12 protein-coding genes are annotated in these 13,910 nt (G+C 71.0%); 8 read left to right on the top strand and 4 right to left on the bottom strand.

Going from position 1 to position 13,910, the window contains the following annotated elements:
* Nucleotides 1-101 precede the first annotated feature (101 nt).
* From acnA to ACE3TA_RS11875, 4 genes are all read left to right on the top strand, one after another.
* On the top strand, nucleotides 102-2,789 hold the full coding sequence (gene acnA, locus ACE3TA_RS11890; protein ID WP_374573879.1) for an aconitate hydratase AcnA: 2,688 nt from the start codon (nucleotides 102-104) through the stop codon (nucleotides 2,787-2,789).
* An 80-nt stretch (nucleotides 2,790-2,869) separates the two neighbouring features.
* Nucleotides 2,870-3,565, top strand: coding sequence for a DUF1223 domain-containing protein (locus tag ACE3TA_RS11885; RefSeq protein ID WP_374573877.1), 696 nt, complete (start codon nucleotides 2,870-2,872; stop codon nucleotides 3,563-3,565).
* Between the two features lie 76 nt (nucleotides 3,566-3,641).
* Nucleotides 3,642-4,340, top strand: coding sequence for a DUF1223 domain-containing protein (locus ACE3TA_RS11880; protein WP_374573875.1), 699 nt, complete (start codon nucleotides 3,642-3,644; stop codon nucleotides 4,338-4,340).
* A 324-nt stretch (nucleotides 4,341-4,664) separates the two neighbouring features.
* Nucleotides 4,665-4,994 carry a DUF2794 domain-containing protein gene (locus ACE3TA_RS11875; RefSeq protein ID WP_374573874.1) on the top strand — a complete coding sequence of 110 codons (330 nt, stop codon included), beginning with the start codon at nucleotides 4,665-4,667 and terminating at the stop codon, nucleotides 4,992-4,994.
* Nucleotides 4,995-5,223: 229 nt separating this feature from the next.
* On the opposite strand, the gene ACE3TA_RS11870 is transcribed toward ACE3TA_RS11875, so the two are convergent.
* Nucleotides 5,224-5,976: a Bax inhibitor-1/YccA family protein gene (locus tag ACE3TA_RS11870; protein ID WP_374573872.1), complete on the bottom strand. Its 753-nt coding sequence runs from the start codon at nucleotides 5,974-5,976 to the stop codon at nucleotides 5,224-5,226.
* A gap of 128 nt (nucleotides 5,977-6,104) precedes the next feature.
* On the opposite strand from ACE3TA_RS11870, the gene thpR reads away from it, so the two are divergent.
* The gene (gene thpR / locus ACE3TA_RS11865; RefSeq protein ID WP_374573870.1) at nucleotides 6,105-6,641 is read left to right on the top strand and encodes an RNA 2',3'-cyclic phosphodiesterase; all 537 of its coding nucleotides are present in this window, start codon (nucleotides 6,105-6,107) and stop codon (nucleotides 6,639-6,641) included.
* 7 nt (nucleotides 6,642-6,648) lie between these two features.
* Here the strand turns inward: thpR and ACE3TA_RS11860 are convergent, their stop codons facing one another.
* On the bottom strand, nucleotides 6,649-7,035 hold the full coding sequence (locus ACE3TA_RS11860; protein ID WP_374573868.1) for a DUF2237 family protein: 387 nt from the start codon (nucleotides 7,033-7,035) through the stop codon (nucleotides 6,649-6,651).
* A gap of 179 nt (nucleotides 7,036-7,214) precedes the next feature.
* Between ACE3TA_RS11860 and ACE3TA_RS11855 the strand changes: the two genes are divergently transcribed.
* Nucleotides 7,215-7,823 (top strand): hypothetical protein, encoded by a 609-nt coding sequence (locus ACE3TA_RS11855; RefSeq protein ID WP_374573866.1) that lies wholly within the window; start codon nucleotides 7,215-7,217, stop codon nucleotides 7,821-7,823.
* 3 nt (nucleotides 7,824-7,826) lie between these two features.
* Here ACE3TA_RS11855 and ACE3TA_RS11850 read toward each other — a convergent pair whose 3' ends face one another.
* A complete protein-coding gene (locus tag ACE3TA_RS11850; RefSeq protein WP_374573864.1) occupies nucleotides 7,827-8,243 on the bottom strand; it encodes an HIT domain-containing protein in 417 nt (138 codons plus the stop codon).
* Between the two features lie 151 nt (nucleotides 8,244-8,394).
* Between ACE3TA_RS11850 and ACE3TA_RS11845 the strand changes: the two genes are divergently transcribed.
* Entirely contained in the window at nucleotides 8,395-9,381 is a 987-nt protein-coding gene (locus ACE3TA_RS11845) for a malate dehydrogenase (protein ID WP_374573862.1), read from the top strand.
* 130 nt (nucleotides 9,382-9,511) lie between these two features.
* Here ACE3TA_RS11845 and ACE3TA_RS11840 read toward each other — a convergent pair whose 3' ends face one another.
* Nucleotides 9,512-10,303 (bottom strand): LytTR family DNA-binding domain-containing protein, encoded by a 792-nt coding sequence (locus tag ACE3TA_RS11840; protein ID WP_374573860.1) that lies wholly within the window; start codon nucleotides 10,301-10,303, stop codon nucleotides 9,512-9,514.
* A 218-nt stretch (nucleotides 10,304-10,521) separates the two neighbouring features.
* On the opposite strand from ACE3TA_RS11840, the gene ACE3TA_RS11835 reads away from it, so the two are divergent.
* Nucleotides 10,522-13,899, top strand: a complete 3,378-nt coding sequence (locus ACE3TA_RS11835; protein WP_374573858.1) for a glycosyltransferase — start codon at nucleotides 10,522-10,524, stop codon at nucleotides 13,897-13,899.
* Nucleotides 13,900-13,910: the final 11 nt, after the last annotated feature.

Raw genomic sequence — 13,910 nt, 5'->3', positions numbered from 1 at the left:
GTACGCGGCGCGGGTTCGGACGCTGTGTGTCCGTTCCTTTGAGCGCGCGATCCGTGAAGCCGGTCCTGGACGGCCGTGAACAGAGGAAGGATCCGTAACACATGGCGTCTCTCGACAGCCTGAAGACCCGCCGTGAACTGACGGTGGGCGACAAGACCTACGTCTACTACAGCCTGAAAGCGGCGGAAGAAGCCGGCCTGAAGGGCATCTCCAAGCTCCCCAACTCGATGAAGGTGCTGCTGGAGAACCTCCTGCGCAACGAGGACGGCGACACCGTCGGCGCCGACGACCTCAAGGCGATCGCCGCCTGGCTCGACAACAAGGGCTCCACCGAGCACGAGATCAGCTTCCGCCCGGCGCGGGTGCTGATGCAGGACTTCACCGGCGTGCCGGCCGTGGTCGACCTGGCCGCCATGCGCGACGCCATGACCCAGCTCGGCGCCGATCCGGAGAAGATCAACCCGCTGAACCCGGTGGACCTGGTCATCGACCACTCGGTGATGGTCGACTACTTCGGCAACGCCAAGGCCTTCGCCTCCAACGTCGAGCGCGAATACGAGCGCAACATGGAGCGCTACCGCTTCCTGCGCTGGGGCTCCTCGGCCTTCAACAACTTCCGCGTGGTGCCCCCCGGCACCGGCATCTGCCACCAGGTGAACCTGGAATACCTGGCCCAGACCGTGTGGACCCTCGAGGCCGACGGCTCCACCGTGGCCTATCCGGACACCGTGGTCGGCACCGACAGCCACACCACCATGGTCAACGGCCTGGCCGTGCTGGGCTGGGGCGTGGGCGGCATCGAGGCCGAGGCGGCCATGCTGGGCCAGCCGATCCCGATGCTGATCCCCGAGGTCATCGGCTTCAAGCTGACCGGCGCGCTGCCGGACGGCGCGACGGCCACCGACCTGGTGCTCACCGTCACCCAGATGCTCCGCAAGAAGGGCGTGGTCGGCAAGTTCGTCGAATTCCACGGCCCGGGCCTGGCCAACCTGACCCTGGAAGACCAGGCGACCATCGCCAACATGGCTCCGGAATACGGCGCCACCTGCGGCTTCTTCCCGATCTCCAAGGCCACCATCGACTACCTGGCCGCCACCGGCCGCGACGAAGACCGCGTCGCCCTGGTCGAGGCCTACGCCAAGGAACAGGGCCTGTGGTCCTCGCCCGAGGATCCGGACCCGGTGTTCTCCGACACCCTGGAGCTCGAGCTGGGCTCGGTCGTGCCGTCGCTGGCCGGCCCCAAGCGCCCGCAGGACCGCGTGCTGCTGACCGACGCGGCCGCCGAGTTCAAGACCGCGCTCGCCAACGACTTCGGCAAGGCCGAGTCCATGGCCGAGCGCTACAAGGTCGAGGGCGAGAACTTCGACATCGGCAACGGCGACGTGGTGATCGCGGCGATCACCTCCTGCACCAACACCTCCAACCCCTCGGTGCTGATCGGCGCCGGCCTCGTCGCCAAGAAGGCGGTCGAGAAGGGTCTTGAGGTGAAGCCCTGGGTGAAGACCTCGCTCGCCCCCGGCTCGCAGGTGGTCACCGACTATCTGAAGAGCGCGGGCCTGACCAAGTACCTCGACGCCCTCGGCTTCAATCTGGTCGGCTACGGCTGCACCACCTGCATCGGCAACTCCGGCCCGCTGCCCGAGCCGATCTCCGAGGCCGTGCAGAAGAACGACCTGGTCGCCGTCTCGGTGCTGTCGGGCAACCGCAACTTCGAGGGCCGCGTGAACCCGGACGTGCGCGCCAACTACCTGGCCTCGCCGCCGCTGGTGGTGGCCTACGCCCTGGCCGGCTCCATGCAGATCGACCTGGCCAACGACCCGATCGGCGAAGGCAAGGACGGCCAGCCGGTCTATCTGAAGGACATCTGGCCGACGACCGAGGAAGTCACCGCCCTGCAGCGCAAGCACGTGACGAACAAGATGTTCGCCACCCGCTACGCCGACGTGTTCAAGGGCGACAAGTCCTGGCAGGGGATCAAGGTCTCCGGCGGCCAGACCTATAGCTGGGACATGGGCTCCACCTACGTGCAGAACCCGCCCTACTTCCAGGGCATGCAGATGGAGCCGGCGCCGGTCACCGACGTCGTCGAGGCCCGCATCCTGGGCGTCTTCGGCGACTCGATCACCACGGACCACATCAGCCCGGCCGGTTCGATCAAGGCGTCCTCGCCCGCCGGCGTCTACCTGCGCGACCACCAGGTGCCGACCACGGAGTTCAACTCCTACGGCGCGCGGCGCGGCAACCACGAAGTGATGATGCGCGGCACCTTCGCCAACATCCGCATCCGCAACAAGATCACGCCGGACATCGAGGGCGGCGTGACCAAGCACTTCCCGTCCGGCGACGTCATGGCGATCTACGACGCGGCCATGCGCTACCAGGGCGAGGGCCGTCCGCTGGTGGTGTTCGCCGGCAAGGAATACGGCACCGGCTCCTCCCGCGACTGGGCGGCCAAGGGCACCAAGCTCCTGGGCGTGCGCGCGGTGATCGCCGAGAGCTTCGAGCGCATCCACCGCTCCAACCTGGTGGGCATGGGCGTGCTGCCGCTGCAGTTCCTGCAGGAAGGCTGGCAGAAGCTGGGCCTGACCGGCGAGGAGATCGTCACCATCCGCGGCCTCAACGAACTGGCGCCCCGCCGCCAGCTCACGGTGGAGATGTACCGTCCCTCCGACGGGCGCATCGCCCGCTTCCCGGTGCGCTGCCGCATCGATACGCCGACCGAGCTTGAGTACTTCAAGAACGGCGGCGTCTTGAACTACGTGCTGCGCAACCTGGCCAGCCAGGGCTGAGCCCGGCCGGCCGCGAGGCCTTGAGCGCCGCGTCCGCCCGGAGCTGTAACCGGGCGGGCGCGGCGTGCGTATTATGGGGCATGACCCAGCGTCTCGCCCCCGCCGTGCTCCTCGCCGCGACCCTCGCGGCGGGGACCGCGACCGCCGCCCCGCCCGCGCGGCCCGCCGTCGTCGAACTCTTCACCAGCCAGGGCTGCTCGTCCTGCCCGCCAGCCAACGACGCGGTGGCCGAGCTCTCCGAGCGGCCCGACGTGATCGCCCTGTCGTTCGGCGTGACCTACTGGGACTACCTGGGCTGGAAGGACACCTTCGCCCGCCCCGACTACACCGCCCGCCAGCGGGCCTACGCCAAGGCGCTGGGCCACGACGGCCCGTTCACCCCCGAGGTGGTGGTCGACGGCCGCGCCGACACGGTGGGAAACACCCCCGCGCGCATCCTGAAGCTGATCGCCGCCCGCCGTCCGGCCGATCCGACCACCGTGGCCGTCGAGGACCGCGTGGCCCGCATCGCGGCCGGCGCGGCGCCCAAGGGGGGCGCGGAGGTCTGGCTCGTCCGCTACGACCCGCGCGTCGTCCAGGTGCCGGTCAAGCGCGGCGAAAACACCGGCAAGACCCTGCCGCACAAGAACGTGGTGCGTGACCTGAAGCGCCTGGGCCGCTGGACCGGCCCGGCCGCCAGCTTCGAGCTGCCGCCGGCCCCCGCCGGCCTGAAGACCGTGGTGCTGGTGCAGTCGCCGGACGGCGGGCCGATCCTGGCGGCCGCCCGGGCGGGCTGACCCGGGTCTGACCGGCCCGATCTGGTCACACCTTGTTGAATCCCACCCGCGCGCAAGTCCGATTAACTGCGCGCCAATGCGAACGGCAGCGCTTTTCAGCCTCGTCCTGGCGATCGGCCCGACTGCGGCGGCGGCTCAAACGCCGACGCTGGTGGAGCTTTTCACCGCCCAGGGCTGCGCCTCCTGCGGCGACGCCAACGCCTATGTGGACAAGCTGGCCGACCGTCCGGGCGTGCTCGCCCTGACCTTCCCTGTGGACTATTGGGACTACCTGGGCTGGCCGGACACCTTCGCCAAGCCCGAGTTCGACGAGCGCCAGCGCGCCTATGTGGCGCACATGGGCCTGCGCGAGCCCTACACCCCGCAGGTGATCGTCGACGGCCGCGCCCAGGCCGGCGGCCTGCAGACCGAGAAGATCGACAAGCTCCTGCACGAGGCCGCCGAGCGGCCGCGCAGCCCGCCCGACATCGCCTTCATCGGCCAGCGCCGCGCCGACGTGGGCTATGGCCGCACGCCCCGCGGCGGCGCCGAGGTCTGGCTAGTGCGCTACGATCCGCGCCAACAGGAAGTCACGGTCAGGAAGGGCGACAACAAGGGCCAGACCCTGGTCCAGCGCAACGTGGTGCGCGAGCTGGTGCGGCTGGGCGCCTGGCGCGGCCGGCCCACGGCCTATCGCCTGCCCATGGCCGCCGGCGACGAGGAGCTGAAGACCGCCCTCATCGTCCAGGCCGTCCACGGCGGCGAGATCCTGGCGGTGGCGCGCAGGACGCCCTGATCCGGCCGCCCCGCGGCGGCGAGCGCGCATGCGGCGAGGCCCGCGCGGCAACGGGGGGGAAAATCCGCGCGGGCCCGACGCTGTGTTTTCGGGGAACTGGGAGCCGGTTGATCGAAGCCCGCGATCCAGGGGGGCTGGGGGGGCTGTTCAGGATCCGGGACCAGCAAGGTTCCGATCAACCGACGATGCATTTATCGGAGCCCAAACAGGCGCGTCCGAGACCGAATTGAGGTCTTTTCGCGGCGCATGGCGTCGAAGCGTGTCAATCGGCGACAAAACGCTGCGGCTCGCCTTTCGCCGCGTTTTGAGTTTAGCTTCGCTGCGATGGCATTCGATCCGAGCGCGCCCCGCGCCAGACAGGTGTTCTTCGAGCGTCGCGAGCTGGAGCGGCTCTTGTCGCTGTACGGCCGCATGGTCGCCGCCGGCGAGTGGCGCGACTACGGGATCGCGGGCCTGGACGACGCGGCCGTGTTCAGCGTGTTCCGCCGCGCTTCCGAGGCGCCGCTCTACCGCATCGAGAAGCGTCCGGAGCTGGCCCGCCGCCAGGGCGCCTGGGCCGTCATCGGCCAGGGCGGGATGATCCTGCGCCGCGGCCACGAGCTGGAGCAGGTGCTGCGCTTCTTCGACAAGGGCCGCTTCAAGGTGGTGGAATAGAGCCGCGCCATTGATCCTCCCCTCTTGGGGGAGGTGGCCCGGAGGGCCGGAGGGGGACTTTGAGTCCTCGGTCCCCCTCAGTCGCGATGCGACAGCCGCCAAGGGGGAGCATCCACGCCGTCGCCGCCCGGGTCGTCCCGGCGAGCTCGAAGGAACGCGGAGGGCCCCCAAACGAAAAACCCCGGCGGTCGCCCGCCGGGGTTCTCGTTTTCGGGGATCCTGGCCGGGCTTAGCGGCGGCTGCCGAACAGCGACAGCAGGATCTGGAAGAGGTTGATGAAGTTGATGTAGAGGCTCAGCGCGCCGTAGTTGGTCGCCACGCCCAGCGCGGCCTGGTCGCCGCCAAGCTGGTAGTAGGTCATCTTCAGGCGCTGGGTGTCGTAGGCGATCAGGCCCGAGAAGATCAGCAGCCCCAGCACGTTGATGATGAAGGCCATCGGCCCGCTGTGCAGGAACAGGTTGACCACCGAGGCGATCACGATGCCGATCAGGCCCATGATCAGGAAGCTGCCGAAGCCGGTCAGGTCCTTCTTGGTGGTGTAGCCGAACAGCGACAGGCCGCCGAAGGCCGCCGCGGTGATCAGGAAGGTCTGGGCGATCGAGGCGCCCGTGTAGACCAGCACGACCACGCCCAGCGAGGCGCCGATCAGGCTGACGATCGTCCAGTAGAGCGCGCCCGAGCTCTGCGGCGTGGCGTTGCGCAGGGCGAGCGAGCCGAACAGGATCACCGCCAGCGGCGCGAAGGCCACGATCATGCCCAGAAGGGTGAAGCCGATCAGGTGCCCGTCGGCGGTCACGCGGAACATCAGGTCGCGAACCGGCGGGAAGGCGCCCGTCAGGAAGGCCAGGCCGGCCGAAAGAACCAGACCCAGCGCCACCTTGTTGTAGACGCCGAGCATGAAGGCGCGAAGTCCCGCGTCCACCGACATATCGGCGCGATCGGCGGGGATCGAGCGCGCGTAGCCGCGGTTGAAGTCGCTCATCGTAAGCGTAGCCCTTTTTGTAGCGTCCCATCTCGGACGCCCCTTGAATATCGTGAGCCAGGCCCCAGGACGCAAGGATTTCCGGGATTACGCTTATGTTAGGCGCCGCCCCGCACTAGGTGTTTCCCATGATCCGCCTGTTCGCCGCCCTGGCCGTGCCGCCCGAGATCGGCCAGCCGCTCGCCCTTCGCCAGCACGGTTTGCCCGGCGCGCGCTGGCGCCCGCTGGAGGCGCTGCACATCACCCTGCGCTTCTTCGGCGACCTGCGCGAGGACGTGGCCGCCGACGTCGACGAGGCGCTCTCGGCCGTGGCCGGCGAGCCCCTGGAGCTGGTCCTGTCGGGCGCCGGCGCGTTCGGCGAGGGCCGCGACATCCACGCGGTCTGGGCCGGGGTCGAGGACAACCCGCCGCTCTCGCGCCTGGCCGCCCGCTGCGAGACCGCCGCGCGCCGCGCCGGGCTGAAGGCCGAGACCCGCAACTACCTGCCGCACGTCACCCTGGCCTATCTGCGCCGGCCCGAGCCGCCGGACGTGGCCGCCTGGATCCAGGCCAACAACCTCCTGAAATCGCCGCCCTTCCACCTGGCGAGCTTCGGCCTCTATTCGAGCTGGAACACCGGCGACGGCTCGCGCTACCGCCTGGAGCGCGAATATCCGCTGATCTGAGCCGGCCTCACGCCTTGACCGCGTAGTCCTTCAGCACGCCCAGCGGCACGATGGCCAGGGTCTCCTCGTGGGTGGCCTCCAGCACCACCTGCGGCGCGGCGCCGGCGTCCAGCGCCTCCTTCCAGCGCGGCGCGCACAGGCACCAGCGGTCGCCCGGCTTCAGCCCGGCGAAGGCCAGGTCCGGCCGGGGCGTCGACAGGTCGTTGCCCACGCCCTTCGAATAGGCCAGGAACTCGGCGGTCATCACCGCGCAGACCGTGTGCATGCCCACGTCGTGCGGCCCGGTCTCGCAGCAGCCGTTGCGGAAGAAGCCGGTCATCGGCTCGGTGGAGCAGCTTTGCAGCTCGCCGCCCAGCACGTTCCTGGCGCCTTCGTCGTAACGGATGGTCATCACTGGGTCCTCGATTGGCCGGACCGGTGCGCATCCGGCTCAGAGGGTGCAGCTAAGAACGCCGATCAGCCCCTGGCAAGGCCGCGCGGGCCGGCAAGGGGTGGCGGCCTTCGACGATTCGCCGGAAAGTGGGCTCGACGTCCATCGCACCTGGCGTCCTTCAAAGGGGAACCTGGAGGGTCATGGCGGCTAGCGGCAGCCGGGCGACACGCGCGCGGCGCGCCCTCGTGGGCGCGGCGGCCGTCTGCGCGCTTGGCTCGTCGGCCCTGACCCAGGTGCAGACGGGGGCGCAACCGCCCCCCGACGACGCCATCGGCGCCCTCCTGCAGGCCGCGCCGGCCGCGTCCTCGCCCGCTCCTGCCCCCGGCGAGCGGCCGGTGTATGTCGACGAGGTGGGGCGCACGCCCGACGGCCCGCCCAGCGCCGCCGACCGCCGCTACGAGGCGCGGGTGCGCGCCTCCTTCGATTCCGCCCAGGGCATGCAGGGCCCGCTGGACGGCCACTGGACCCTGAGCTCGGGCGGCGAGGCGCTCTACGCCCTGCAACTGGTCGACAAGCACGGCTCGTCCCTGGAAGGCGCGTGGCGAGACGTGCGCCGCGCCGGCGCCACCGAGGGCTCCGGCTTCCTCAGCGAGATCGACCGCAGCGGCTCGACCCTCACCTTCCGGTTCCAGCCGCGCATCGGCGGCCCGACGCTGACGGCCACGCTCGCTCCCGCCGCCGACGGCTCGTGGACCGGCCAGCTTTCCGACGGGGCCAAGACCCGCCCCGTGGAGATGCGGCGCGACTGACGCCTAGCCCAGCCCCGCGCGCGCGGCGCCGAGCGCCAGCTCCAGCGCCTCGGGCGCATACGGCCGCGCCTCCCCCTGACCCCACACCGGCCCCGGCCAGGCCGGGTCGTCGGCGCGGCGGCCGACCACGTGCACGTGGAGCTGCGGCGTCACATTGCCCAGCGCGCCGACGTTCAGCTTCTCCACCGGCCGGCCCAGCGCGGTCCCCGCGGCCCGCGCGGCGCGGCCGGCGGCGAGGATCTCGTCCATCAGCCGCGCGCGGTCCGCTTCCGACAGGTCCTCCAGCTCCCGCGCGACGGCCACGCGCGGGATCAGCACGATCCAGGGATAGCGCGCGTCGAGCTGCAGGCGGGCCTGGCAGAGCGGCAGGTCGGCGAGGAATTGCGAGGTGGCGGCGAAGGCCGGGTCGAGCGCGAACATGGGCGAGCCAGACCACGTCCCACGGCGTCTGGAAAGAGGCGCCGAGCGCGCGCCCACGCGTCTGCGGCATTGCAGCAAGGCCCTGGTTTGAGCTACGCACCGCGCGACCCGGCCCTGACGGGCCGTCCGCATCCAGACTGGAGCCGCCCCCATGAGCACGAAGAAGCCGATCCGCGTCGCCGTCACCGGGGCCGCCGGCAATATCGGTTACGCCCTCCTCTTCCGCATCGCCTCCGGCGCGATGCTCGGCCCTGATCAGCCGGTGATCCTGCAGCTCCTGGAAATCCCGGTCGAAGGCCCGCAGAAGGCCCTGAAGGGCGTGGCCATGGAGCTGGAGGACTGCGCCTTCCCGCTGCTGCAGGACATGGTCCTGTGCGACGACCCGAACGTCGCCTTCAAGGACGCGAACTGGTGCCTGCTGGTCGGCTCCAAGCCGCGCGGCCCGGGCATGGAGCGCGCCGACCTCCTGAAGGACAACGGCAAGATCTTCATCGCCCAGGGCAAGGCGATCGACGCCGTGGCCGCCGACGACGCCCGCGTCGCCGTGGTCGGCAACCCCTGCAACACCAACGTGATGATCGCCGCCAGCCAGGCCAAGCGCCTGCCGGCCGAGCGCTTCACCGCCATGGTGCGCCTGGACGAGAACCGTGGCCGCGCCCAGCTGGCCAAGAAGGCCGGCGTGTCGATCAACGACGTGTCCGAGCTCTTCATCTACGGCAACCACTCGCCGACCATGTTCGCCGACTTCACCCACGCCAAGATCGGCGGCAAGCCGGCCGCCGACGTCATCGGCGACGAAGCCTGGCTGAAGAACGACTACCTGCCCACCGTCGGCAAGCGCGGCGCGGCCATCATCGAGGCCCGCGGCCAGAGCTCGGCGGCCTCGGCGGCCAACGCCCTGATCGACCACGTGCGCGACCTGACCACCGTCGGCGCCGTCCACTCGGTGGCCGTGCCCAGCATGGGCCGCTACGGCTTCGCCGAGGGCGTGTGGGCCGGCATGCCGGTGAAGACCACGGCGAGCGGCTACGAAGTGGTCGAAAGCTACGCCATGGACGACTTCGCCAAGTCCAAGCTGGCCATCACCAACGACGAGCTGGTCGGCGAACGCGACACCGTCAAGGACATGCTGGGCTAAGAGCCGGCGCCTGCGCCGTCATCCTCCGGTCGCGCCTCGCGCGCTCCGGAGGACCCAAGCGGCTTGCGCTGTTCCGGCTCGGCTCGGGTCGCCCGGACAAGCCGGGCGACGCCGCCGGGGGCGAAGCCCTTCAGAACCAGCCCTTCTCCCGCAGGACCTTCGCATAGGTCCGGCTGACGGGAACCTTGCACCCGTCCACCAGGGTCAGGATCGCCCGGCCGTCGCCGCGCTCGGCGTCGGCCACGGCGGCCCTGGCCACCCACCACGAGCGGTGCACCTGCTCGCCCTCGATCCCCTCCAGTTCGGCCACCGCGTCGGCCAGGCGCATCAGGATCAGGTCCTGGCCCTTGGAGGTGTGCAGGCGCAGGTAGTGGTCCTCGGCCTCCACGGCCCAGACGTCCGCGCCGCTCAGCTTGGCCGGCAGCCGCTCCAGGAACTTGGGCGGCGCGGCCGGCGCCGGCTCGGCGGGCTCCCGCCGGCTGCGGATCGACACCGCCGCGGCCATCATCACCAGGCACATGATCAGCGAATTGAAGGCGTAGCCCGGCAGGTAGCTCACCGGCGGGCCGCGGCCGGGCAGGACCTGCGCCCCGCCCCAGACCACCGCGGTCATCAGCGGGGTCATCAAGACGGCGCTAGCGACGGTGGCGGTCCAGATCCGGCGGCCGATCCAGGGCAGGCGCACGGCCAGGCGATAGATCAGCCGGCCCGAAAGGGTCCCGATCCAGGCGATGACCACCATGTAGGCGACGCGCAGGGGCAGCGGCGTGCCGCTCGTGCCGAACGCGCCGACGTAGGCCAGGAAGGCGCCGACCGCCGCCGAGATCGCCAGCATCCTCGCCAGGGAGCGCCAGGTCAGCGGATCGGTCCGCGGCGCCGCGCTCGCCGGCCGCAAGCCCCGCGATCGGCCCTGATCGTCCAAAGGCGGATCTCCAGTCCCTTCGCGCCGCCGCCGCGAGGCGGCCCCCGCCTGGAGATAGCCAAAGTCTGCGGTTTCGCAAACGGCTCTCGGGACCGCCGCCCGCCCGCGGCGACGGCTTCGGCGCGGTGCGATGCTTCGCCGCCGACATCGCCGGAACCTTCGCCAAGGTTCGGCCATGATCTGGGAGAAAAGGATCGCGCCTCCCGGACGGACCTTCCATGGCCGACTACATCTTCCACGATCCAAGCGGACGGCGCGCTCGCCGGGCGGGTTTCGCGGGCGGCCTGCTGGCCGCGCTGATCGCAGCCCTGGCCGCCGGCTTCTTCGCCACCCTGGCCTTCGCCCCCCGCCTGCCCAGCCTGACGCTGTCCGATCCCAGGGTGCTGCGCGCCCTGCATGTCGAGACCGTCCACCGCCTGCACGGCCGTCCGGCCTGGACGCGCATCCCGCGGCCCCACGGCGCGCGCAGCCGCCAGGCCGGCGTGGCCTCGCCCACTCCGGCCAAGCCGCTGCGGGTGGGCTTCTACGTCTCCTGGGATGAGGAATCGCTGGACGCCCTGGCCGCCCACGTGAACGACCTGGACGTGGTGGCGCCGCAGTGGATCTCGCTGAACGGCCCGAACGGCGACGTCTCGATCACCCCCGACCCGCGCGCCGAGGCGATCATCGCCTCGGCCCAGCATCGCCCGGCCCTGATGCCGGTGATCTACAACGCCCAGAACGCGGTCTGGAACGGGGCCGAGGCCGGCGCGGTGATCCGCAATCCCAAGGCGCGGACCAAGCTGGTCGCGCGGCTGGTCGATCTCGCCCGCGCCCGCGGCTACTCCGGCTACATCTTCGACCTGGAGAACCTCTCGCCCAAGGCCGCGGCGGCCTATCCGGTCCTGCTGTCCGAGATGGACAAGGCGCTCAACGCCATCGGCCGCGACGTGTGGGTCACCGCCCCGATCGGCGATTCCGACTGGCCGCTGGCGCGCCTGCAGCGGGCCGCCGACGTGATCGTGCTGATGGCCTACGACGAGCACTACCTGACCGGCGATCCCGGCCCGCCGGCCTCCCAGGCCTGGTTCGGCGCCCAGGTCGCCGGCGCCATGTCCAGGCTCGATCCGGGCCGGGTGGTGCTGGCGCTCGGCGCCTACGGCTACGACTGGACCTTGAAGGACGGCGGCGGGCGGGCCGACTCCCAGGCCGTCACCTTCAACGAGGCCACCCAGATCGCCCACGATTCCGGCTCGGCGGTGGCCATGGACGAGGCCGCGCTCAATCCCGAGTTCGGCTACGTCGACGAGAACGGCCGCCGCCACGACGTCTGGTTCCTCGACGCGGCCACCTTCTACAACCAGATCAGGGTGGGCGACCTCTTCCATCCGCTGGGCTACGCCCTGTGGCGGCTGGGCTCGGAGGATCCCGGGATCTGGAAGGTGTTCCCCCACCCCTACGGCGGCGCCAGCGCCAAGGGCCTGGAGACCCTGACCCCCGGCCAGGGCGTGGACTTCGACGGCTCCGGCGAGGTGCTGAAGGTGACCGCCCAGCCGACGCCCGGCCAGCGCTCGCTCACCCAGGACCCGTCCACCGGCCTGATCAGCGGCGAGACCTACGAGGTGCTGCCGACCTCCTACATCATCCAGCGCTACGGCTTCCATCCGGGCAAGGTGGCGATCACCTTCGACGACGGCCCGGACCCGCGCTGGACGCCGAAGATCCTCGACATCCTCAAGGAGAAGCACGCCAAGGCGACCTTCTTCGTCATCGGCGAGAACATGGACCGCGCGCCGGGCCTGGTGCGCCGCGAGGTGGCCGAGGGGAACATGGTGGGCAGCCACACCTGGACCCATCCCAACATCGGCGAGACGCCGATCGCCCAGACCGACATCGAGCTCAACGCCACCCAGCGCCTGTTCGAGACCCTGACGGGCCGGTCCATGCGCCTGTTCCGCCCGCCCTACTTCGGCGACGCCGAGCCCTCCACCCCGCGCGAGGTGGCGCCCCTGCTGATCGCCCAGAAGCTGGGCTACCTGACCGTCGGCCTGCGCATCGACCCCGACGACTGGAAGAAGCCCAAGGCCAGCTACATCATCCAGCGCTCGCTGGACCGCCTGGCCGACAAGGGCCCGCGCCAGGGCCAGGTGCTGCTGCTGCACGATTCCGGCGGCGACCGGCACGAGACCATCGCCGCCCTGCCGGGCCTGATCGACGCCCTGCGCGCCCACGGCTACCAGCTCGTCACCGTCGACGAGCTCGCCGGCATGAGCCGCGAGGCCGCCCTGCCGCCGGCCTCGCGCGACGGCCTTGAGCTGGCGCTCGACCGCATCGGCTTCGGCTTCTTCCACGCCGCCGAGATGATCCTGCGCGGCCTGTTCCTGACCGCCATCGCGCTCGGCGCCCTGCGGCTCCTGGTGCTGGGCGGGCTGGCCCTGGTCCACCGGGCCGCCATCGCCAGGCGCACGCCGCCGCTCGCCTTTCCCGAGGACGGCCCGCTGGTGAGCGTGCTGATCCCCTGCTTCAACGAGGAGAAGGTGATCCGCGCCTCGGTCGAGCGGCTGCTGGCCTCGCGCTGGCCGCAGTTGGAAGTCATCGTGCTGGACGACGGCTCCAAGGACGCCACCGCCGAGATCGTGCGCGAAGCCTTCGCCCACGAGCCGCGCGTGACCCTCATGAGCTTCGAGAACGGCGGCAAGGCGCGCGCGCTGAACCGGGGCCTGGCCCGCGCCCGTGGCGAGATCGTCGTCGCGCTCGACGCCGACACCCAGTTCCCGCCCGACACCATCGCCAAGCTCGCCCGCTGGTTCGCCGATCCGCGCGTCGGCGCGGTGGCCGGCAACGCTGTCGTCGGCAACCGGGTGAACATCGTCACCCGCTGGCAGGCCCTGGAATACGTCACCGCCCAGAACCTGGAGCGCCGCGCCCTGGCGGCCCTGGGCGCGGTGACGGTGGTGCCCGGCGCGGTGGGCGCCTGGCGCAAGTCGGCGCTGGAGGCGCTGGGCGGCTACCCGGCCGACACCCTGGCCGAGGACCAGGACCTGACGCTCGCCGTGCAGCGCGCCGGCTGGCGGGTGGAGTTCGATCCGGAGGCGCGCGCCTACACCGAGGCGCCCGACACCGTCGCGGGCCTGCTCAAGCAGCGCTACCGCTGGTCGTTCGGCACGCTGCAGTGCCTGTGGAAGCACCGCGCGGCCCTGTTCGACCGCCGCCGGCCGGTGCTGGGCTTCGTCGCCCTGCCGCAGATCTGGCTGTTCCAGATCCTGCTCACCGCCGTGGCGCCGCTGGTGGACCTGGCCGTGGTCTGGAGCCTGATCGCCGCCGCCTACGGAGCCGTCTCCCACCCGGCCGAATGGTCGCCCGACGACGCCCTGCGCGCCCTGGCCTACTGGGCGGCCTTCATCTTCCTGGACCTGTCCGCCGGCGCCCTGGGCATGGCGCTGGAGCGCCGCGCGCCCTGGGCGGACCTGGCCTGGCTGCCGGCCCAGCGGTTCGGCTACCGCCAGCTCATGTACTACGTGGTGCTCAAGTCCATCTCCTCGGCGGTGCGCGGCGCGCGCGTGGGCTGGGGCAAGCTGGAGCGCCGCGCCAGCGTCGCCTTCGAGCACCATGGCTGACCCCCGCGCGG

This window comes from Phenylobacterium sp., from assembly GCF_041916435.1.
In the GTDB taxonomy this organism is placed as follows: Bacteria; Pseudomonadota; Alphaproteobacteria; order Caulobacterales; family Caulobacteraceae; genus Phenylobacterium.
This window is presented reverse-complemented; position numbering and strand designations above follow the sequence as displayed.

What these genes read in the sequence shown, in the direction of transcription:
- ACE3TA_RS11835 (WP_374573858.1), top strand. Translation starts at nt 10,522, where the DNA reads ATGGCCGACTACATCTTCCACGATCCAAGCGGACGGCGCGCTCGCCGG.
- ACE3TA_RS11880 (WP_374573875.1), top strand. Translation starts at nt 3,642, where the DNA reads ATGCGAACGGCAGCGCTTTTCAGCCTCGTCCTGGCGATCGGCCCGACT.
- ACE3TA_RS11885 (WP_374573877.1), top strand. Translation starts at nt 2,870, where the DNA reads ATGACCCAGCGTCTCGCCCCCGCCGTGCTCCTCGCCGCGACCCTCGCG.
- ACE3TA_RS11850 (WP_374573864.1), bottom strand. Translation starts at nt 8,243, where the DNA reads ATGTTCGCGCTCGACCCGGCCTTCGCCGCCACCTCGCAATTCCTCGCC.
- thpR (WP_374573870.1), top strand. Translation starts at nt 6,105, where the DNA reads ATGATCCGCCTGTTCGCCGCCCTGGCCGTGCCGCCCGAGATCGGCCAG.
- ACE3TA_RS11870 (WP_374573872.1), bottom strand. Translation starts at nt 5,976, where the DNA reads ATGAGCGACTTCAACCGCGGCTACGCGCGCTCGATCCCCGCCGATCGC.
- ACE3TA_RS11855 (WP_374573866.1), top strand. Translation starts at nt 7,215, where the DNA reads ATGGCGGCTAGCGGCAGCCGGGCGACACGCGCGCGGCGCGCCCTCGTG.
- acnA (WP_374573879.1), top strand. Translation starts at nt 102, where the DNA reads ATGGCGTCTCTCGACAGCCTGAAGACCCGCCGTGAACTGACGGTGGGC.
- ACE3TA_RS11845 (WP_374573862.1), top strand. Translation starts at nt 8,395, where the DNA reads ATGAGCACGAAGAAGCCGATCCGCGTCGCCGTCACCGGGGCCGCCGGC.
- ACE3TA_RS11875 (WP_374573874.1), top strand. Translation starts at nt 4,665, where the DNA reads ATGGCATTCGATCCGAGCGCGCCCCGCGCCAGACAGGTGTTCTTCGAG.